Here is a 21,371-nt window from a genome sequence, read left to right on the forward strand (position 1 = left end):
ATTTAAAAAGTGGAAATAAAATGAGTATATTTTTATTTACTGCTGTAAAATAAAGAAAACAATGAACGTTTTAGGAGAGTGTTACAGTGAGTAATATTACGATTTATGATGTTGCCCGTGAAGCGAATGTATCGATGGCAACGGTTTCCCGTGTCGTCAATGGGAATCCAAATGTAAAACCCGTTACACGAAAGAAAGTTTTAGAAGTCATTGAGAGACTCGGATACCGCCCGAACGCAGTGGCAAGAGGGTTGGCAAGTAAGAAAACGACCACAGTGGGTGTAATCATCCCTGATATCTCTAATATCCTTTTTGCTGAATTGGCACGGGGGATTGAAGATATTGCCACCATGTATAAGTACAATATCATCTTGAGCAACTCCGACCAAAATAAAGATAAAGAATTACATTTACTGAATACCATGCTGGGCAAACAAGTAGATGGAATCGTGTTTATGAGCGGCCATATTACCCAGGAGCATGTGGAAGAATTCGAAAAGTCCCCGGTACCGATTGTGCTTGCCGGATCGATGGAAGAATCCGAAAAACTCCCTTCAGTCAATATTGATTATGAGAGGGCTGCCTATGATTCCGTCAAGGAGTTCATCGATAAAGGCCATAAACATATCGCCATCGTGATGGGCCCGGTATATGAGCCGGATATTTCGAATAAAAAACTGGATGGTTATAAACGGGCGCTAGAGGACGCCGGTATCCCATTTAACGAAGAGCTTGTGGTTGAAGGGGATTATACTTACGACTCGGGAATTGAAGCCTTAGAAAAGCTGTTAGAAGCCGGAAATAAGCCAACGGCGATTTTCGTGGGTTCTGATGAGATGGCACTTGGTGTCGTTCATGGGGCACAAGACAAAGGCTATAAAATCCCAGATGATTTTGAAATCATTACTTCTGACAACACCAGGCTTTCGCTCATGGTCCGCCCGCAGCTGACAACGGTCGTCCAGCCGTTATATGATATTGGCGCCGTATCAATGCGATTATTGACCAAACTGATGAATAAGGAAAAAGTTTCTGAAAACACCGTCGTCCTGCCGCATCGAATTGAACACCGCCAGTCGACCAAATAAACAATTATGATAATGTATGAGCCGCCATAATAATATGGCGGCTTATTTGTTCTAAGAACGGAAGGGTCTACCGCGAACACTATAGGGAAAAAAGGCGATTAGGGTAACGTAAAAGGGGTATATGTGACCGAAACGGGAAAAAAGAAGCAATGAGGGTAACGTAAAAAGGATCTACACGACCGAAACGGGAAAAAAGAAGCAACGAGGGTCAAGTAAAAGGGGTCTATGCGACTGAAACGGGAAAAAAGAAGCAATGAGGGTAACGTAAAAAGGATCTACACGACCGAAACGGGAAAAAAGAAGCAACGAGGGTCAAGTAAAAGGGGTCTATGCGACTGAAACGGGAAAAAGAACGACGAGGGTAACGTAAAAAATGGCCAACGTTACCTTAATCTCCGGAAACAGTTGATTAAGGTAACGTAGTTTTTCAGCTTATTGTCCTGTTTTTTTTGCTTCATTTTTTTGCTGGCTGCGAATTGGGTAGAGCACTTTTTCCAGTGTAATCTGATTCTTTTCCGTTATTTCTGCCTTTCTGGGGATTGGTGGATAAATGTCTAACGGGTCATCCCACTCTTGGGGAAGCTTCACCGGTGCAAGCGGCTGCCATTGGGCAATCCAGTCGGCAGGGAGCCCCCCGAAACCATTCTGGTTTTCCATCATCTCAAGCCAAATCAACGCCCATGCTCTCGGGACAACCCGCCAGATATCATATCCACCGCCGCCAACCGCAATCCATCTGCCGCCGCAATAACGGTGGGCGATTTCATGGGCCAGTTTTGGAATTTCTCGATAAATTTTCATCGTGGCCGACAAATGGGTTAAGGGGTCATAATAATGCGAATCTACGCCGTTTTGGGTCAAAATGATATCCGGTTTAAAGAAATCAGCCACTTCCCGGATCGCTTGCGTATAGGCATCAATCCATGATTCATCTTCTGTAAACGCATCTACCGGAATATTAAAAGAATACCCATAACCGGCACCCTGGCCCCGCTCATTTACGTTTCCCGTTCCTGGAAACAAGTACCGGCCGGTTTCGTGAATTGATAATGTACAAACACTCGGGTCATCGTAAAAGGCCCACTGGACACCATCGCCGTGATGCGCATCCGTATCCACATATAAAACCCGGGCATGGTACTTTTTCTGTATGTACTTAATGGCTACGGCACTGTCATTATACACACAGAAACCAGATGCCTTTCCCCGGAAGCCGTGGTGGAGCCCGCCACCGAGATTGACCGCATGCAGGGCGCGGCCAGACATCACTTCATCGACTGCAGTAAGCGTCCCGCCTACCAGCAGGGAACTGGCTTCATGCATATGGGCAAACACGGGCGTATCTTCTGTTCCCAAGCCGAAGTTTTCCGCCACTTCATTGGCAAGCAGGCCCATTCCGGCTTTTTTAACTGCCTCTATGTAGCCTGGGTCATGAATTAAAGTTAACTCCTCCTCTGTAGCCATTCGCGGCGGAATAACTTGATTCTTATCAAGCGCGTTCAGACGTTCCAATAAGTCTACTGTCAGTTTAAGCCGGAATTGATTAAAGGGATGATGGCTTGAGAATTTATAATTTAACTGCTCTTCTGAGTAAATAAAGGCGCAACGGTCACTCATAAAGAAATCCCCGGAAGATTTGGCCATAGCACATGATGACCAGCCTTTTTTAAATCCTCAATTAATCCCGTAGGGTTCATCATTTGTACCCTGATCACCAAAATTTTATAATGCTCATCCTGTTTATCCGGATAAACCAGCACACTTAAAATGTTTGCGTTCCGATTGCGGATGATTCCAGCCACATCAGAGAGGACCCCCGTAATATTTGGGACTTTTATTTCTATTTGGGAACCGGGCTGATGCGCTCCCGTCAGCTCAACCATCGTCCTTAGTAAATCCGTCTCCGTTAAGATTCCCACCAATCTTTTGTCTTTAATAATGGGGATACAGCTAATTTTATGTTCATAAAATACCGCGGCCACTTCTTCCACAAAATCAAGCGGATGACCGGTTATGACATTCTTCTCCATAATAAGTTCCAGCGGCTTTTTTAATTCCTTCGGGTTTTCATTCGTCCGGAATGTGGAAGGCGTTACCTCTTTTAACTTTGAGATGGTTACTAGGCCGACCAAAAGCTCCTCATCATTGACAATCGGGATATGGCGGATATTATGAGCCTCCATTGCCTGAATGGCGTCCGCAATCGTATCCGTTGGATGCAAAGTCACCACATTGGTTTTCATTATTTCATCTATAATCATTTTAAATCCCACCGTTCAAAATAGATTTGCCATAAAAACCATAATAAAAGGCAATTTTGTGTTTATTAATACATAAACCGGTTCATAAATCGGAGGCGGTCAAAACGTTGAACAGATAAAGTGTCAACCCGTTTCCCAATTCGGGCCATTAAGCAGTTTGCCGGGTGGGAGCAAATCTCCGGGTCGTCGGTGGCATACCATTGAAGGCCGCCGGCACTCATCATTTTTTCCATCACCTTGCGATACTCCCAGACATTTAGATTCGTCCCTTTTAAATCCCAGTGCCAATAATATTCCGTCGTTATGATGATATAATCTTCCATGGCATCATCCATCATCGAGAGGATTAACAAATTTTTTCCGACCGCACAGCCCCGAAACTTTGGAATGACTTCAATCGCACCCAATTCTATTAAATTATCAATATGTCCCTCAGACCATCGTTCCAGCGGGTCGGGGTATAGGTACGTCACATAGCCAACCACCGTATTCTCGTGCCGGGCAATAATAATTCGTCCCTCCACTAAATCCGCAATCCCAATCAACGCTTGATGTTGCTGCCCTGCAGGCCGGAATGCGGTTAAATCCTGATGGAATTCATAACTTGCAAGCTCTTCAGAGGTTATTGGCCCTTCAATGACTAAAGTCCCATGGGGAGTGTCCAGTTCTTTTACATAATAAGTTTTTTTATGTTCCATTGGGTCACCTCCTGGAAAATTAAGATATATTACTTTTATTATACATAAATTTTCCTGCATGAAAGTGTTTTCACAAAATTTTCTGTATTATATATAGGATAAGAGAATCATAATTTTTAAAATACATTTTTTTAAAATTGTGAATAGTCATTTTTTGTAATATAATAATATCAAATGCGACAAAGGGGGATTTTACCAATGAAATTGGAAGCGTTACCAGTTGTTCAAGGGGACCACAATTTACAAAACTACGAACAAACCTATCAGAACTTTGATTGGATTGAAGCCGAAAAAGAGTTTTCCTGGAGTGAAACAGGTCTCGTGAATATGGCATATGAAGCGATTGACCGCCATGCGGAAACATTCAGGAAAAATAAAGTGGCTCTTTATTACAAGGACGCATCAAGAAATGAAAAATATACTTTTAAAGAGATGAAAGAGCTCACAAACAAGGCTGGGAATGTTTTAAAACAATATGGGGAGGTAGAAAAGGGCGACCGCGTGTTTATTTTCATGCCGCGATCTCCGGAACTTTACTTTGCTGTATTGGGTGCTATTAAACTAGGTGCAATTGTTGGACCGCTATTCGAAGCTTTCATGGAAGGGGCTGTGCGCGACAGGCTGCAGGACAGCGAAGCAAAGGTTCTTGTCACCACGCCGGAGCTGCTAGGCCGGGTGCCAATTCAAGATTTACCGGCATTAAAGCATATTTTTGTAGTCGGCAAAAATGTAACGGAAGAAGGGCTTTGCATTGACTTTTTACAAAAATTTGCCGGCGCCAGCAAAGAGCTTCAAATCGAATGGGTCGATAGAAGGGATGGCCTGATTCTTCATTACACGTCCGGTTCTACCGGGAAACCGAAGGGCGTATTGCATGTACATAATGCCATGATTCAGCATTATCAGACGGCAAGATGGGTGTTGGATTTAAAAGAGGAAGATGTCTATTGGTGCACAGCCGACCCAGGCTGGGTAACCGGAACCTCTTACGGTATCTTTGGCCCTTGGTTAACGGGGACTTCCAATGTGATTGTCGGGGGACGTTTCAGCCCGGATGATTGGTATAAAACAATTGAAGATTTCGGGGTAACCGTTTGGTACAGTGCACCGACCGCATTCCGGATGCTGATGGGCGCAGGCGATGAATTGGTGAAAAAATACGATTTAAGCTGCCTCCGGCACGTTGCCAGTGTTGGGGAGCCATTGAACCCTGAAGTGGTGAAATGGGGAGCAAAGGTCTTTAATCGCAGGATTCATGATGGCTGGTGGATGACGGAAACTGGAGCGCAATTAATCTGCAATTATCCTTGCATACCGATAAAGCCCGGTTCTATGGGCAAGCCGATTCCTGGCGTAAAGGCCGCGATTGTCGACGACCAAGGAAACGAGCTGCCGCCATATCGCATGGGTAACCTGGCCATCCAAAAAGGCTGGCCTTCGATGATGCATACAATTTGGAACAATCCCCAGAAATTTGAGTCCTATTTCATGCCAGGCGGCTGGTATGTTTCCGGTGATTCTGCCTATATGGATGAAGATGGCTACTTCTGGTTCCAAGGCCGTGTGGACGATGTGATCATGACGTCTGGCGAGCGGGTAGGCCCGTTCGAAGTGGAAAGTAAGCTTGTGGAGCATCCTGCAGTGGCCGAAGCAGGCGTCATTGGCAAGCCGGACCCTGTCCGCGGGGAAATCATTAAAGCCTTTATTGCTTTAAGGGATGGCTATCAGCCTTCCGATGAATTGAAAGAGGAAATCAGGCAATTTGTCAAACTAGGCCTTGCTGCCCATGCGGCGCCAAGGGAAATTGATTTCCGCGACAAACTGCCAAAAACCAGAAGTGGTAAAATCATGAGACGTGTCTTAAAAGCGTGGGAATTAGACCTGCCAACTGGCGACCTCTCCACAATGGAAGACTAATAAGAAAAGCGCAAGCGCCCTGGTCAGCGCACGACAGACCTGGAGGGCTCCAACTGAGATAAAGGAAACACGAAGAGCCGGAGGCGAATTCGTGCTTGACTTATCGTGGGGCGGAGACTGAAGGACACTAGGCGATAGGGTGCTGGAGCTAGACAATTATCAAGTTTAAAAACTTTATTCTTTCTTATCCATTAAAAAAAGAAACCCGCACCGTCGCTTCACGGTGCGGGTTTTTATGGTTATTGCGGTAAAACCTCTTGGGGTGTCCCTTCTTGTGTGCCGCCGACCTCAACGAAGTTGGATGGCGCGGATTCATTTCCGGCAATATCCACAGCTGTCACATAATAAAATCCGGGACCTGCTGTATAGGATAAACTGCTGCCGCTTTTTACGCTGGCTACTTTAGCATTTGAAAAACCGCCTTGGTAAACCCGATAGCCAATTACATCATTATCTGCTGGGGCGGACCAAGAAAGGTTATTACCAGAAACAGCAACGCCTACACTGTCTGGCTTCTTGCCATTATCGGTCATTTTTGCATCAGCCACAAGGACACTTCCCCAACGCTCACGATTAGGAATAAGCTGTCTGGTATCTTTGAAGTTTCCTCCTGTCATTCTAGTGACAAAATCAGGGTTCAGGATTACTCCCGATTGAGAAAACTCACTTGGTGTGGAATCCAATGCCAAATATTTTTTGCTGTTAATTGTCACATATTTTCCTTGAATCAAACTGTCGTCCACTTTTGTAGGAACATCTTTTGCATTAAAGTAATCCGTTTCCACCAATCCTGCCTTGGAGCAGGCATCTGATGGAAGTAAACCCGAAACCGCACAAAAACTTCGCTGAACAATTCCTTCAGGCTTCGTAAATTCTTCTTTTGGTGCAATCAAGTCTGGACGTTTATCATACGCGGCATTGAGTAACTGGGCCCAGAGGGTATTGGTGCGCTGGCTGTAGGACATTCCGCTGGTCTTTAACGACTTTGGCGTGTCATAGCCGGTCCAAATGCCAAAGGTAACATTAGGGTTGGTGGCAACCAACCAGGAATCCCAATAGTCAAAGCCTGTACCTGTTTTTCCGGCCCAGTCGGCACTGAATTTAAGCTGGCTCTTGACTCCGGCTGCCGTCCCCATTTTGATCACATCACGCATCATATCCAGTGTGAGCCAAGCCGTTTGCGGTTTGAAAACATCAACCGGTTTCACTTCATGCTGATAAACGGTTTTGCCATTTTTATCAACGATTTTATCGATTAAATAGGCATCAATAAATTGTCCGCCATTGGCAAAAGTACTGAAGGCATTGGTGTTTTCTTCAATCGTCACCCCGTTTGTCAATGAGCCTATCGCGGTGGAGGCGAGTTCATAATCATCTTTTGTTAAAGAAGTAAAGCCCATTTTTTCAAGGTACTTCGCCGGTTTCTGGTCAAGTATTTCGGTATATAGCTTGACTGCCGGAACATTATAGGATTTCGCCAAAGCATATCTGGCAGACACGATTCCGCTATACTTTAGGTCATAGTTATGCGGCCAAGGTGTATTTTTAGATGGGTCGAGCTTTAATGCTACGTCAGGAAGCGGCATTCCCGGAGAAGCTTTTCCCAGTTCAATCGCTGGCGCATAGACAAGCAGCGGTTTCATGGTGGAACCATTCTGCCGGACGGCGCTTGTTGCGTGATTTAATTGGTGTTCACTGTCATAATTCCGTCCGCCGACAAAGCTGAGGATTTTCCCGGTTTTATTTTCAATCAGCATCGCCCCGACCTGAACTTGCTCCATCACGGTTTTCGTTTCACCGGTTTCAGTGTCTTTCTTTTCCTGGGGCTTATCCGGGCCATAATATTTATAATTGTCCTTTGCGATCTGCATCGCATCATAGATATCTTTGTCAATGGTGGTATATATTTTATAACCATTTTGTTTTAAATCATGGCTTGCCAATGTTTTATATTTGTAAGCCAGGTTTTCGTCCTTCTTCAAGTCCTCTTCGCTATAGCCGTCCTTTTTGGCTAAAACAGTTGTGAGATCTTCTTTTGCCCGCTTTTCAATTTCAAAGGTTAGCCAAGGATAATCTTCTAGCGGGTTACTGGTGCTAGGTGGTATAAAGTCCTTTGTAATATCGTAGGCGGATGCTTCCGCATATTCCTTTTGGTTAATATAACCGCCATCATACATTCGCTTTAGAACAGTTTTCATCCTGGTCAGACCAGGCTCGAGATTATTCTTGACGGTCCCTTCCGCTGTAAACGGGGTATAGCCGAACGGGCTTTGCGGCAGTCCGGCAATAAAGGCCGCTTCTGGCAACGTCAATTCGTTGGCAGGTTTGCCGAATATTCCTTTGGCTGCTGCCTGGACACCGGCAATGTTTCTTCCGGACGAGTTTCGTCCAAAGGTCGAAACATTTAAGTAGGCTTCAAGAATTTCCTTTTTATCAAAAAATTTCTCAAGGCGAAGCGCTAACAAAATTTCATTTGCTTTCCGCTGGAACGAGACCTCATTGGTCAAAATCTGGTTCTTAATCAGCTGCTGGGTCAAGGTGCTTCCGCCTGATTGGATTGGAGAGTTGGTTACCTCTTGAAATAAAGCCCTGAATACAGCTTTTGGGACAACTCCTTTATGCTGATAAAAGTATTCATCTTCGGTCGCGATAACCGCATTAATCAGATAATCTGAAACCTGATTCAGTTTTACTTCTTCCCGTTCCAAGTCCGTCCTGAGCTTTCCAAGATAAACATCATTAGCAAAATATAATTCCGAGGTTTCCGAGTAATTATAAATATCTTTTTTCATACTATCATAGGAGCGGACAGGCTCATCTTTCACAAGAGAGGCAAAATAACCGGCACCCACGCCAGCAGCGAATGATCCTCCGAGTATAAAAACAACTAACACAAGGAGAAATAGGTTCCAAACTACTTGGGAGGTAATCCGAACCCCTTTAATCGTTTTTTTATGAGTAATGAAACTAAGCAGCGATTTTGCTTTTTCTAGCCATGGTTTTAACTTTTCATTCATAGCATCACCTCTTTTAAAATCACATTACATTATAGCATACCAGGGGTATAAAAACTGACAAGCTTCAACATTTTTCTGAAATTTCCATTTGAGATTTGACAGCAGCGGCCAGATATGATAAAAATGCTTTAAATAAATTTTTTTATAAAAGCGTTGAAAGGAACCAATTGTAGTTCTTCTATCCCTGTTATTTAGAGAGCCAGCGGCCGGTGCAAGCTGACACAAATAGAGGAATGAAATACATCCTGGAGCTTTCTCTGTGAACATTGGAGTAGCAGAGAACGGTTTTAACCGTTATTTTGTTCAAGTTGGAGGAAAAATTTCCTCAAGCTGGGTGGTACCGCGTACATATACGTCCCTGCATTTTTGCAGGGACGTTTTTATTTTGATTGGAGGGATTTGAATTGGATTTATTGCAGGATTTGGAATGGAGAGGCATCATTTATCAACAATCGGATGAAGAAGGGTTAAAGGAACTTTTAAATAAAGAGAGTATTTCGCTTTACTGCGGGACAGACCCATCTGCGGACAGCTTGCACATCGGCCATCTAGTTCCATTTTTAACGTTAAGAAGATTTCAGCAGCACGGGCATCGTCCCATTGTGCTGGTTGGCGGCGCTACTGGATTAATCGGCGACCCGAGCGGAAAAAGTGAAGAGAGAAAATTATTGACCGTAGAAACGGTTCAGCAAAATGCAGAAGGGATTAAAAATCAGTTAAAGGCCATTTTTGAGTTTGAAGGAGAAAATGGTGCCATCATGGTCAATAACTATGATTGGACCCAGGCGATGGATGTAATCACCTTCCTGCGTGACATTGGCAAGCACATCGGGATTAATTACATGCTCGCCAAGGATACAATTGCGAACCGCCTCGAGACCGGTATTTCGTTTACTGAGTTTAGTTATACGATTTTACAAGCAATGGATTTCTTGCATTTGTATGAGCAGCATAATTGCCGGATGCAAATCGGCGGCAGTGACCAATGGGGAAATATTACCTCAGGATTGGAGTTAATCCGCAAGATTCACCCGGTTGAATCCAAGGCTTTTGCGCTAACGATTCCGCTTATTACAAAAGCAGATGGGACTAAGTTTGGAAAGACAGCCGGGGGAGCAGTCTGGTTGGACCCGGAAAGAACGACTCCATACGAGTTCTACCAGTTCTGGATTAATACAGCGGATGCCGATGTGGTCAAATACCTAAAACTGTTTACGTTCCTTTCCCATGAGGAAATCGAACAATTAGAAGTTTCCGTTCAAGAGGAGCCGCATCTGCGTAAAGCGCAAAAGGCATTGGCGGATGAGATGACCAGGCTGATTCATGGCGAGGAGGCTCTCCAGCAGGCAATCAAAATTTCTGAGGCATTATTCAGCGGCGATGTCAGAAGCTTGACAGCATCCGAGATTAAACAGGGCTTTAAGGATGTGCCTTCTTTTGACGTGGACAGTGAATTTGATGGCAATCTTGTGGATTTGCTAGTATCTGCCAAAATTTCACCTTCCAAGCGCCAAGCACGTGAGGATATATCAAACGGGGCGATTTCTATAAATGGCGAAAAAGTAACAGATACCAATTATGTGCTACAGGAATCCGATCGGATTGAAGGTCAATTTACGATTATCCGAAGAGGGAAAAAGAAATATACTTTAATCAAATACTAGTAATCAAAGGGACTTGGATTTTGCAGGTCCCTTTTTTCTATGAGACAGAAGCGGAGAGAAAAACGGAGAAATGTCTTATAAAAGGGATATATGAGACAAGACGGGGATGAAGTCAGGTAGAATGTCTCATATAGGCACTCTATGGGACAAAAGGAGGGAGGGAACGCATAGAAATGTCTCATATAAAATCTTGAGGACAAAAAGTGGGGAAACGGCTGGAGAAATGCCCTTTATTAAAGTTGCCGAAAAACTAGGAAATTGTCTTTAAGCACAGTCAGAAAGAAAAGATATCGGCTAAGTCGTTTGGTGTAACGGGCTTCCCGTCCATTTCGTCAAATATATAAAGAGAAAGCATGCGATGGGGGTGTAGGAATGAGATTTATAATTCACGCCGTCTTTATTGTTCTAATTGCACTCGTTACCTTTTTCGGACTAGGACCTGTCCTACTGGCAGACGGCAGTTCACAAGAAAGACTCATCACGGCAGCCATTGTTGTGTTAATCTATATTATTCTGGCCTTTTTATATCGAAAGACCATCCTTTGGTCGAAGAATAAAAATAAATAAAGAAATCCCCAGCCAATATTGGCTGGGGATTTCTCGTTTGAAAAATTAACGTGAGTAGAACTCAACGATAAGAGTTTCGTTAATTTCAGCAGGCAATTCAGAACGCTCTGGTAAGCGAGTGAAAGTACCTTCTAATTTGTCAGCATCAAAAGTTAAGTAATCAGGAACAAAGTTGTTCACTTCGATTGCTTCTTTGACAACATCAAGGTTGCGTGATTTTTCACGAACACTGATTGTTTGACCAGGTGATACACGGTAAGATGGGATATCTACGCGAGCGCCATCAACTACGATGTGGCCATGGTTAACTAATTGGCGTGCTGCACGACGAGTGCGAGCAAGACCTAAACGGTATACTAGGTTATCCAAACGTGATTCAAGGAGAATCATGAAGTTTTCACCTAATACGCCAGTCATTTTGCCGGCTTTAACGAATAAGTTGCGGAATTGGCGCTCATTTACGCCATACATATGACGAAGCTTTTGCTTCTCTTGTAATTGCAATCCGTATTCAGAAAGCTTTTTGCGTTGGTTTGGACCATGTTGTCCAGGAGCGTAAGGACGCTTTTCTAATTCTTTACCTGTGCCGCTTAGAGAGATTCCAAGACGACGAGATAATTTCCAGCTTGGGCCGGTATAACGAGCCATGAATGACTCCTCCTCTGTGTTTTTATTTTGGTAAAATAAAAACCGCTGCGAAAACATCGATAACCGTCATTTTGTTTTCATGCACCATCGCCCTAGCAGCGGAGGGTTACTCGATGCACCATCACTTTTCGCGAGGAACAAAATGAACAAACTATCATCGTTCTCATAGGCTGCAGTATTTTACACAAGGAGTATTATATAATTTTTGTGGTCTACGAGTCAAGTATATTTCTAAATGTGGCTTGTTTTCCATTTTTTCCATTTGTTACTCTCCATAAAAAGCAGTTGTTGGCTTCTTAACGATTAGACGATATGGCACATATACTATATAAAAACAAGACCGTTTTCAAATTAGGAGGGCGAGTGATGAAACAGAAGAAGTCTCGGTTTGAAACAGAAGTCATTCATGCCGGTTATCATGGGGAAGACCATTTAGGGAGTTTGGTGCCGCCGCTTTACCAATCATCCACCTTTATATTTGCCAATGCGGAACAAGGAGAAAAAAGATTCGCCGGTACAGAAGATGGATACATTTATTCGCGCTTAGGAAATCCTACGGTAAAAATACTCGAAGACCGGATGGCTGCACTAGAACAAGGGGAAGCAGCCCTGGCGTTTTCCTCCGGAATGGCGGCAGTAAGTTCCGTCCTGGTTTCTCTGACAAAGACCGGTGACCATGTTCTCTGCTCGCAGGGGGTATATGGGTGTACCTTTGGACTTCTCAAGTTATTAAATGAGAAATATAACATTGATTATGATTTTTCAAGCATGGATTCTTTGGAAACCTTTGAAAGGGACATCAAACCCAACACTGCCTGTATCTATATCGAGACTCCCATTAACCCGACAATGAAGCTGGTGGATTTGGAGCTGGTGGTGAATGCGGCAAAACAGCGGGGAATCCCCGTTGTCGTGGACAACACTTTTTCCTCCCCGTACCTGCAAAGGCCCATTGTCCATGGCTGTGATGTGGTGATCCACAGTGCGACCAAATACATCTGCGGGCATGGTGATGTTGTAGCCGGACTGGTAATTGGAAAACATGATTTCATAAAAAAAGTTTCTAAAACCACTCAAAAAGATATGGGCGGGGTAATCTCCCCGTTTGATGCATGGCTGCTGCTGCGGGGATTAAAAACCCTCCCAATCAGGATGGACCGCCATTGTGAAAACGCCTCACGGATTTTTGGCTTTTTAAAAACCCATCCCAAAATCGATAAGATTTATTATCCTGGGGATCCTCATCATGAAGATTACCAGATTATGAAAAAGCAAATGAAGCAAGCCGGTGGCATGGTATCGTTCACCATCAAGGGGTCAAAGGAAACTGCTCAGCGGTTTATCAACGAATTGCAATTAATTCCTATTGCGGTTAGTTTGGGGGACCCGGAAACGTTGATCCAACATCCGGCCTCGATGACTCATGCCGTGATACCGGTGGAGGAAAGGTTAAAAATGGGAATTGAGGATAATCTTCTGCGCCTTTCAGCTGGGCTGGAAGCATGGGAGGATATCGTGGAGGATCTGGAGCAGGCACTTGAAAAGATATAAAAAAGCCCAAAGGAGCTGTGAGTAACTTTCTGCAGCTCCTTTTTTTGCTAGGATTTTATATGTGATTAACTAAGATGGAGACAAATTCTTCAAGCTTGATTTGATCCAATTCGTCGAATCGGTTCGTTTCTGGAGAATCAATATCCAACACACCGATTAAGTTTCCTTCTTTTACCATAGGAATAACGATTTCAGATTGGGAAGCGGCATCACAAGCAATATGCCCAGGAAATTGATGGACATCTTCCACCCGAACCGTTGTCTTTTTGGACGCCGCTGTGCCGCAAACTCCTTTCCCCAGCGGTATGCGAACACATGCAGGAAGTCCCTGGAATGGCCCTAATACAAGCTCATTATTGGCATCCATTAAATAAAACCCTACCCAATTGACACGATCCAAGAATTGATTCAACAAAGCGGAAGCATTGCTGAGATTGGCAATTTGATTTGGCTCATCATGGATCAATGCCTGAAGCTGTTTTTTTAGTAAATCATAATTATCTTCTCGGTTTCCCTGATATTTTTCGACGTTAAACATGAGATTTCACCTATTTCTTATTTTTTTTACAGTTTATTTTATCAGAAATATCGAAAATGGGCACAGAATGTCGATTTTTTCATACAGGAATCCTGTGTAGGTATAAAGAACTCTTAAGTAAGGGAAAAGGGCTGTTCAGAAGGAGGAGAAGGAAATCGATGAAGAAGGATTCAAGAGAAGCAATCATGCATGCTGCTATATTGTTGTTCAATTCCAAGGGGTATTCGGGTACTTCAATAAGGGACATTGCCAGTGCTGCCAAAGTGAATACGGCTTCCATAGCCTATTATTTTGAAAATAAAGCAGGTTTGTTAGAATATTGCTTCACGTATTTTTTTGAACAATACATCACTATCATCGAAGAAGCTTATTCCTCCATCGATCAAGGGGCGTCTGCCTGCATCAAGCGAATTGTTTCGGAATTGCTCCATTTCCAATGCAAAAACCATCTGCTCGCCAGCTTTGTGTATCGTGAATTGTCTATGGATTCGCAAATCTCCAGAGAAATCATGTCCACTTACTCCATAAAAGAGAAATATTACCTTCAGCAAATTTTTGAACGGGGATTTGAGTGGAAAGAATTCCGTCCGCACTCCATTCCATATTTAATTGTCCAACTCAAGGGTTTCTTAATGATGCCTTTTGTAAACACCAATTATATGAGAGAAGTTTTATACGTATTTCCAAGCGAACGGTTCTTTGAGCAGAAATATCTGAAAGATATCCAGTTATGGATAGACAGTGTCCTTTGTCTGCCGATGGAGGCTAAAAAGGAAGCCGTGAGTAAATAACGTCCCGTCCAATTCCTTATGACAAAAGAAGGGGTATGAATAGATTCTAAGTCGATAGCCCTTGCCTGGGATTAATGAATCCCGCGAGGTCTTTTTTTATTTGCCGTTTTATTCTATCGGTCCCTCTATGGCACACGCAAAAATCACTGGATTTCGTTGTTCTTTAAGATGATTTTACTTTTTCGCCGACTTTTTTAAAAAAAATGAAAATAATAGTCAAAAGTTGTCGTTATCATGGTATCATTAAGGCATTGATAATGAATGAAACCATTATGTTTGATATAGATTGGTAAGAATGCTCGTTGTGCTGATTAAGGGGGCTTAACATTGTGAAATATATCATTGGATTATTCATCCTAGTACTAGCTTTTTTTGTAGTAGGATATTTTATAAAGAAAAAATATTTTAAAGAAATGGACCGGCTGGAAGCTTGGAAAATAGATTTGTTTAACCGCCCGATACAGGATGAAATGTCAAAGGTAAAACAATTGAATATGACCGGGCAGACAGAAGAACTTTTTGAAAAGTGGAGAAACCAATGGGATGATGTGGTCACAGTAAAGCTGCCGGACCTGGAAGAACTGCTGTTTGACGCGGAAGAGTACATAGACCATTACAGATTTAAAAAGGCAAAGGGAGTCCAAGCATTAATTTCCGAGAAACTCCAGGAAACAGAAAATCAAGTGAATGGCATTTTGGAAGAACTGTATGAGCTGGTTGGCAGTGAAGAGAAAAACCGGGTTGAAATTGAGGCGTTAAAGGAAATTTACCGCGAGAGTAAAAAGACACTCCTAGCGCACCGGCATAGTTTTGGTAGTGCGGAAAAATACTTGGAATCGGAACTGGCTATCGTAACTGAAAAATTTCATGAATATGAAGAAAAAACCGGACATGGGAACTATTTGGAGGCCCGTGAAGTCGTTTTAACCATAAATGGCAAGCTTGATAAGATTAAAAATGATATGCTTGTGATTCCCCGGCTCTTAATTGAATGCCAATCCTTAATTCCCAACCAGCTTGCGGAAGTGATGGCGGGATTAAGGGAAATGACCGAACAAGGCTATTACTTGGACCATATACGGATTGATGAAGAAATTAAACGCTTGGAAGATAAAACGGCCGAGAATTTGCATTTGATTGAGCAAACAAAAGTGGATCAAGCAGAAGAAGGCATGACAGAGATCAAACAAAGAGTTGATGTGCTATTCGACCTGATGGAACAAGAAGTTCACGCCAAGCATTTTGTTATGAAGAACGAGCCCATTACAGGACAACTCCTTGCTTCAGCGGGCGAGGAAAATAAGCAGCTCTCTGAGGAAATTCTCTATTTGCAGGAAAGCTACCAGTTATCCAATGTGGATTTGGAACTGCTGGCAAATATGGATATGGAACTTACAGCGGTTTATAACCGCCATGAAATACTAATGGAAAAATTAAAGCTGAACAAAACAGCTCAAACCGTGATAAGCGGGGAATTGGCCGAAATAAAGGAACAGTTGGATATCATCCGCGAGGGGCAGGACAGCTTTGCCCAAAAGCTCCAGGCGCTCAGAAAAGATGAACTGGAGGCAAGGGAAAAGGTCAGAGAGCTGACTAAAAAAGTCGGAGAAACGCTTAGGCATGTATCCAAAAGCAACGTGCCCGGTCTTCCGGAGGATTACCAATATTTAATCGAGGATACCAAGGAAAGTATCCAAAACGTACGATTGCAACTGGAGGAAAAGCCGCTTAATATTGCGGGTCTAAATCAATATTTGGAAATTGCTGTGTTAACCGTAGAAAAGCTTGTCAATTCAACCATTGATTTGATTGAAAATGCGGCATTGGCGGAGAAGGCCATTCAGTACGGAAATCGTTACCGTACCAAAATTCCTTCCGTTGCCAAGGGATTGGCCGAGGCGGAAAGTGCCTTCAGACGCTACGATTACCAAGAAGCACTCGAACAGGCGGCAGCGTCATTGGACAGCGTTGACCCCCAAGCATTGAAAAAAATCAAAGCCACAATTGAAACTGAGTAGAGTAAATAAGAAGAAACTGATTCGACCATAATGAGGTTAATTGGTTTCTTCTTTTCTTTTTCAATTGACGAAATTATGATAAGATTTATTTCTGGTGCATGTACGGCTTTAAAAAAAGAAAGGTGAAGGGTTCATGATTTATTTTGACAACAGCGCAACAACGAAACCATATAAGGAAGCATTGGACTCCTATGTCAAGGTTGCGGGTGAATATTACGGAAATCCTTCTTCGCTTCATCGGTACGGCGGACAGGCAGAGAAACTGCTGTCACAGGCGAGGGAACAAATAGCCAGACTATTGGATATAAAGGCTCCGGAGATTTACTTTACATCAGGGGGGACGGAGAGCAATAATTTGGCGATAAAAGGGGCAGCTTTCTCCCATCGTAACAGGGGGCGGCACATCATTACCTCCAGTGTGGAGCATCCATCTGTCAGTGACGCCATGGAGCAGCTAGAAGCAGAGGGGTTTGAAATTACCTGGCTTCCGGTAAACGATACTGGCAGAGTTTCCGTTGATGACGTGGAAAAGGCCATCCGGAAAGATACCATTCTTGTATCGATTATGCATGTCAATAATGAGGTAGGAACAATCCAGCCGATAGAAGAAATCGGAAAAATGCTGGATCGCTATCCCACTATCTTATTTCATGTGGATGCGGTTCAAGCGGTGGGAAAAGTCCCAATTAGGATTGCTAATCATCGTATTGACCTTATGTCCATTTCAGGGCATAAGTTTCATGGATTAAAAGGAACGGGAGCACTGTTTATTCGGGAAGGAATTCGGTTGACTCCCTTATTTGCCGGCGGAAAGCAAGAGCGCAACATTCGCAGCGGGACGGAAAATGTGGCAGGAGCAGTAGCCATGGCAAAAGCACTTAGACTTTCCATGGAAAAAAGCAAATCAGGTTTGGCCGTCATGAAAAGGATACAAACCCTGCTTAGAACTGGGCTAAATAATATAGAGGACATTCAAATTAACTCCCCGTTGGAAAACGGGGCACCGCATATTTTGAATTTCTCATTAAACGGAATGAAATCGGAAGTATTTATCCATGCACTGGAGACAAAAGGGATTTATGTGTCGACTACCAGTGCCTGCTCTTCAAAAAGAAAGTCAGCCAGCAAGACGCTTCTGGCAATGGGGGTCCCGGACGATTTGGCTGACAGCGGCATCCGCCTAAGCTTATCGGCAGACAATACAGAAGCTGAGGCAAAGGCCGTTCTGGAAGCAATTGAGGACACCGTAAACCATCTAAGAAAGGTTATGAAACCATGAATTATGATCGCATATTAATCCGCTATGGTGAAATATCCACAAAGGGAAGAAATCGCAAAAAGTTTGTTGATAAGCTCAGAAAAAGTGTAAGGATTGCCCTATCGCCATTTCCAAAGGTGAAAATAGAAGCAAGCCATGATCGGATGTATGTTTTATTAAACGGAGAAAATGGAATAGAAATCGTTGAAAAATTAAAACATATATTTGGGATTCAGTCATTTAGTCCTGCAGTAAAGGTACGGAAAGACCTGGACGAATTGAAGCAGGCTTCACTAGATTTGGTGTCTGCGCTTTTTCTTGAGGGCCAAACCTTTAAAGTAACCGCCAAACGATCGGATAAAACATTCGAATTGAATACAGATGAAATCAATCATGCACTTGGCGGCCATTTATTGCAGAATGTCCCGGGAATCAAAGTGGATGTGAAACACCCGGATATCAACTTACGGGTAGAAGTAAGGAAGGAAGCCATTTACCTGTCTTGTCAAACCATTCAGGGTGCCGGAGGGCTCCCGACTGGTTCAAGCGGAACAGCCATGTTGATGCTATCCGGCGGGATTGACAGTCCGGTGGCAGGGTTCTTATCCATGAGACGTGGACTGGAAATAGAAGCGGTCCATTTTTTTAGCCCGCCGTTTACAAGTGAACGGGCAAAGGAAAAGGTCATCGATTTGACAAAAAAATTGGCGGGGATTTATGGTTCCCCCATCACACTGCATATTGTTCCGTTTACAGACGTTCAGCAGGCGATTCGCGAACAGGTGCCGGAAAATTATACCATGACTTCGACCAGACGAATGATGCTGCGGATTACCGACGAATTGCGGCAAAAACGGGAAGGATTGGCCATTATTACTGGCGAAAGCCTCGGACAAGTAGCCAGCCAAACCCTCGAAAGCATGTTTGCAATCAATGAAGTGACCAACACACCGATTTTGCGTCCCTTGATTTCAATGGACAAAAACGATATTATAAAAATCGCTCAAGAAATCGATACGCTTGAAATCTCAAACCGTCCGTTTGAGGACTGCTGCACGATCTTTGTGCCAGCATCTCCCAAAACGAGACCTAAAAGAGAAAAAGTTATGCAGTACGAAAGCTTTTTTGATTTTGATCCATTAATCCATAAAGCTGTCCAAGAGGTAGAATCATTGGTCATTCAACCGAACCGCGAACATCAACAGGAGTTTGAAGATTTATTCTAATCCAAGCTGTGTAAATTTGAAATTTTTGTGAACAATTACCAATTTATAATAAGAATGAACCGACCGGATTCTACACATTCTATACTCACAAGGAGGTGAGTATAGATGGCTAACAACAGTAGCTCAAACCAACTATTAGTATCTGGAGCTCAACAAGCTCTTGATCAAATGAAATATGAAATTGCTCAAGAATTCGGTGTTAACCTTGGTGCAGACACTACTTCTCGCGCTAACGGATCTGTTGGTGGAGAAATCACCAAGCGCCTAGTTTCTATGGCTGAATCACAATTAGGCGGCGGCTTTGCTCGATAATTAAAAATTCAATATGATGGCTACAGGGAGAGTGGGACAATGTCTCGCTCTCTCTTTTTATCTTTGCCAAAAGGATTTATTGGGTTTATAATTAGCATCAGGTACTAATAGTTAATATAATATTCTTATGATAAGTGAGGGAAAATAAGAATGAACCGGGAAGAATTGATTGCTCCAGAGAAGTATAATCTTGTGTCTGAAATGGAGCGGTTTGCTAAAGACCCAACCAAATTAGCATTAAAATGGGAGAACGACCTAGGTGAAACCAAATTGGTCACTTACCAGCAGTTATTGAAACAGGCTAATCAGGCGGCAAATGTTTTTACCAAGAACGGATTAAAGCAAGGCGATATCGTTCTTGTCATGGTGCCACGAGTAATTGAAGCCTATGTGGTGTATTTGGCCGCGTTAAAGGCCGGTATGGTGGTCATACCATGCTCGGAAATGTTAAGGGAAAAAGATCTTCAGTACCGCATTATTCATGGTGACGTAAAAGCGGTTATCAGTTATTATCCATACGTGGACCAATTTAAACATATATCAGGAACCCAACCGATTGTGAAATATACAATTGGCGGTAAGGTTGAGGGCTGGAATGATCTCGACGGGCAAATGGCAACAGCTGGGGAAGAATTTCCGCTGGCAGAGACACATCGGGATGACATGGCGTTTTTATCCTACACTTCAGGGACAACCGGTAATCCAAAAGGAGTTGTTCATACACATGGCTGGGCTTTTGCCCATCTAAGAACCGCTGCCGCCAAATGGCTTTCTATCAGTGAAAACGACACGGTTTGGGCAACTGCGGGACCAGGCTGGCAAAAATGGGTTTGGAGTCCATTGCTTTCAGTGCTGGGATCCGGAGCAACCGGATTGGTCTACCATGGCAGGTTTGAACCTAGCAAATACTTAAGCCTGCTGCAGAAATATGATGTCAATGTTCTGTGCTGTACACCGACAGAATACCGATTAATGGCAAAAGTGGATCATTTGGCAGACTACCACCTTCCAAACCTTCATAGTGCCGTGTCAGCCGGTGAGCCGCTAAACCGGGAAGTCATCGACATTTTTAAAAAATACTTTAACATCGAAGTGCGGGATGGTTATGGACAGACGGAAAATACCTTGCTGGTTGGCGTCACTAAAGGTATGAAGTTAAAGCCAGGTTCTATGGGCAAGCCAACACCAGGCAATCGGGTCGAGGTGATTGATGAAAATGGACAAATTTGTCCTCCGGGAGAGGTCGGGGATATTGCCGTCCATGTAGAAACTCCGGCACTGTTTAAGCAGTATTATAAGGACCCTGAACGGACCGCCAAACAATTCCGCGGTGATTATTATGTCACAGGGGATAGGGCCAGAAAGGACGAGGAAGGGTACTTCTGGTTTGAAGGACGCAGTGATGATATCATTATCAGTTCAGGGTATACGATTGGGCCATTCGAGGTCGAAGATGCTCTTGTCAAACACCCGTATGTAAAGGAATGTGCGGTTGTCGCAAGCCCTGATGAAATTCGCGGCACGATTGTAAAAGCTTTCGTAGTATTAAAAGACGGGGTTGATTCAAACAATCCTGATCTGACGAAGACTCTTCAGAATCATGTTAAAACATTAACGGCTCCATATAAGTATCCAAGAAAAATAGAATACCTATCCGAGCTTCCCAAAACAACATCAGGAAAAATCCGCAGGATCGAACTCCGTCAAAAAGAATGGGAATCCGGAAGGGAAAATTAGACAGTAGTAAAGGCAGGCATTCGAATCGAACGTCTGCTTTTTACATGGAGTGGTTCTGGTGAACGATTGTTGTTTTGATT

At 43.5% G+C, this 21,371-nt stretch carries 17 protein-coding genes and 1 other annotated feature; of the genes, 11 read left to right on the plus strand and 6 right to left on the minus strand.

Going from position 1 to position 21,371, the window contains the following annotated elements; all coding sequences use genetic code 11:
• Positions 1–86 precede the first annotated feature (86 nt).
• Positions 87–1,088 (plus strand): catabolite control protein A, encoded by a 1,002-nt coding sequence (ccpA, locus tag ACY8D0_RS15075; RefSeq protein ID WP_462411290.1) that lies wholly within the window; start codon positions 87–89, stop codon positions 1,086–1,088.
• A 432-nt stretch (positions 1,089–1,520) separates the two neighbouring features.
• On the opposite strand, the gene ACY8D0_RS15080 is transcribed toward ccpA, so the two are convergent.
• From ACY8D0_RS15080 to ACY8D0_RS15090, 3 genes are all read right to left on the minus strand, one after another.
• Positions 1,521–2,705, minus strand: a complete 1,185-nt coding sequence (locus tag ACY8D0_RS15080) for an acetoin utilization protein AcuC (protein ID WP_462411291.1) — start codon at positions 2,703–2,705, stop codon at positions 1,521–1,523.
• The gene (locus tag ACY8D0_RS15085) at positions 2,702–3,349 is read right to left on the minus strand and encodes an acetoin utilization AcuB family protein (RefSeq protein WP_462411292.1); all 648 of its coding nucleotides are present in this window, start codon (positions 3,347–3,349) and stop codon (positions 2,702–2,704) included. The genes ACY8D0_RS15080 and ACY8D0_RS15085 overlap by 4 nt, the downstream gene beginning before the upstream one ends.
• Before the next feature lie 65 nt (positions 3,350–3,414).
• Entirely contained in the window at positions 3,415–4,047 is a 633-nt protein-coding gene (locus ACY8D0_RS15090; RefSeq protein ID WP_462411293.1) for a GNAT family N-acetyltransferase, read from the minus strand.
• A gap of 198 nt (positions 4,048–4,245) precedes the next feature.
• On the opposite strand from ACY8D0_RS15090, the gene acsA reads away from it, so the two are divergent.
• Entirely contained in the window at positions 4,246–5,964 is a 1,719-nt protein-coding gene (gene acsA / locus ACY8D0_RS15095; RefSeq protein WP_462411294.1) for an acetate--CoA ligase, read from the plus strand.
• Between the two features lie 239 nt (positions 5,965–6,203).
• Here acsA and ACY8D0_RS15100 read toward each other — a convergent pair whose 3' ends face one another.
• The gene (locus ACY8D0_RS15100) at positions 6,204–8,981 is read right to left on the minus strand and encodes a transglycosylase domain-containing protein (protein ID WP_462411295.1); all 2,778 of its coding nucleotides are present in this window, start codon (positions 8,979–8,981) and stop codon (positions 6,204–6,206) included.
• 144 nt (positions 8,982–9,125) lie between these two features.
• Positions 9,126–9,344 (plus strand) — a binding site (T-box leader).
• Between the two features lie 41 nt (positions 9,345–9,385).
• Between ACY8D0_RS15100 and tyrS the strand changes: the two genes are divergently transcribed.
• Together tyrS and ACY8D0_RS15110 are read left to right on the plus strand one after the other, a co-directional pair.
• A complete protein-coding gene (tyrS, locus tag ACY8D0_RS15105; RefSeq protein WP_462411296.1) occupies positions 9,386–10,645 on the plus strand; it encodes a tyrosine--tRNA ligase in 1,260 nt (419 codons plus the stop codon).
• Between the two features lie 372 nt (positions 10,646–11,017).
• Entirely contained in the window at positions 11,018–11,212 is a 195-nt protein-coding gene (locus tag ACY8D0_RS15110; RefSeq protein WP_462411297.1) for a DUF6954 family protein, read from the plus strand.
• Positions 11,213–11,257: 45 nt separating this feature from the next.
• Here ACY8D0_RS15110 and rpsD read toward each other — a convergent pair whose 3' ends face one another.
• The gene (gene rpsD / locus ACY8D0_RS15115; protein WP_462411298.1) at positions 11,258–11,860 is read right to left on the minus strand and encodes a 30S ribosomal protein S4; all 603 of its coding nucleotides are present in this window, start codon (positions 11,858–11,860) and stop codon (positions 11,258–11,260) included.
• A gap of 366 nt (positions 11,861–12,226) precedes the next feature.
• Here rpsD and megL point away from each other — a divergent pair, with 366 nt between their 5' ends.
• Positions 12,227–13,411 (plus strand): methionine gamma-lyase, encoded by a 1,185-nt coding sequence (megL, locus tag ACY8D0_RS15120; protein WP_462411299.1) that lies wholly within the window; start codon positions 12,227–12,229, stop codon positions 13,409–13,411.
• Between the two features lie 55 nt (positions 13,412–13,466).
• On the opposite strand, the gene ACY8D0_RS15125 is transcribed toward megL, so the two are convergent.
• Positions 13,467–13,949, minus strand: a complete 483-nt coding sequence (locus tag ACY8D0_RS15125) for a GAF domain-containing protein (protein ID WP_462411300.1) — start codon at positions 13,947–13,949, stop codon at positions 13,467–13,469.
• Between the two features lie 158 nt (positions 13,950–14,107).
• Between ACY8D0_RS15125 and refZ the strand changes: the two genes are divergently transcribed.
• The 6 genes from refZ to mbcS all read left to right on the plus strand — a co-directional run bounded on the left by refZ (position 14,108) and on the right by mbcS (position 21,291).
• Positions 14,108–14,740 carry a forespore capture DNA-binding protein RefZ gene (gene refZ, locus ACY8D0_RS15130; RefSeq protein WP_462411301.1) on the plus strand — a complete coding sequence of 211 codons (633 nt, stop codon included), beginning with the start codon at positions 14,108–14,110 and terminating at the stop codon, positions 14,738–14,740.
• Between the two features lie 329 nt (positions 14,741–15,069).
• Entirely contained in the window at positions 15,070–16,758 is a 1,689-nt protein-coding gene (gene ezrA, locus ACY8D0_RS15135; protein ID WP_462411302.1) for a septation ring formation regulator EzrA, read from the plus strand.
• A gap of 133 nt (positions 16,759–16,891) precedes the next feature.
• Positions 16,892–18,037: a cysteine desulfurase family protein gene (locus tag ACY8D0_RS15140; RefSeq protein WP_462411303.1), complete on the plus strand. Its 1,146-nt coding sequence runs from the start codon at positions 16,892–16,894 to the stop codon at positions 18,035–18,037.
• The gene (gene thiI, locus ACY8D0_RS15145) at positions 18,034–19,242 is read left to right on the plus strand and encodes a tRNA uracil 4-sulfurtransferase ThiI (RefSeq protein ID WP_462411304.1); all 1,209 of its coding nucleotides are present in this window, start codon (positions 18,034–18,036) and stop codon (positions 19,240–19,242) included. The genes ACY8D0_RS15140 and thiI overlap by 4 nt, the downstream gene beginning before the upstream one ends.
• Before the next feature lie 105 nt (positions 19,243–19,347).
• The gene (locus ACY8D0_RS15150) at positions 19,348–19,554 is read left to right on the plus strand and encodes an alpha/beta-type small acid-soluble spore protein (RefSeq protein WP_462411305.1); all 207 of its coding nucleotides are present in this window, start codon (positions 19,348–19,350) and stop codon (positions 19,552–19,554) included.
• Between the two features lie 150 nt (positions 19,555–19,704).
• Positions 19,705–21,291 (plus strand): acyl-CoA synthetase MbcS, encoded by a 1,587-nt coding sequence (mbcS, locus tag ACY8D0_RS15155; RefSeq protein ID WP_462411306.1) that lies wholly within the window; start codon positions 19,705–19,707, stop codon positions 21,289–21,291.
• The last annotated feature ends 80 nt before the right edge of the window (positions 21,292–21,371 follow it).

Source organism: Neobacillus camarae, from assembly GCF_054950115.1.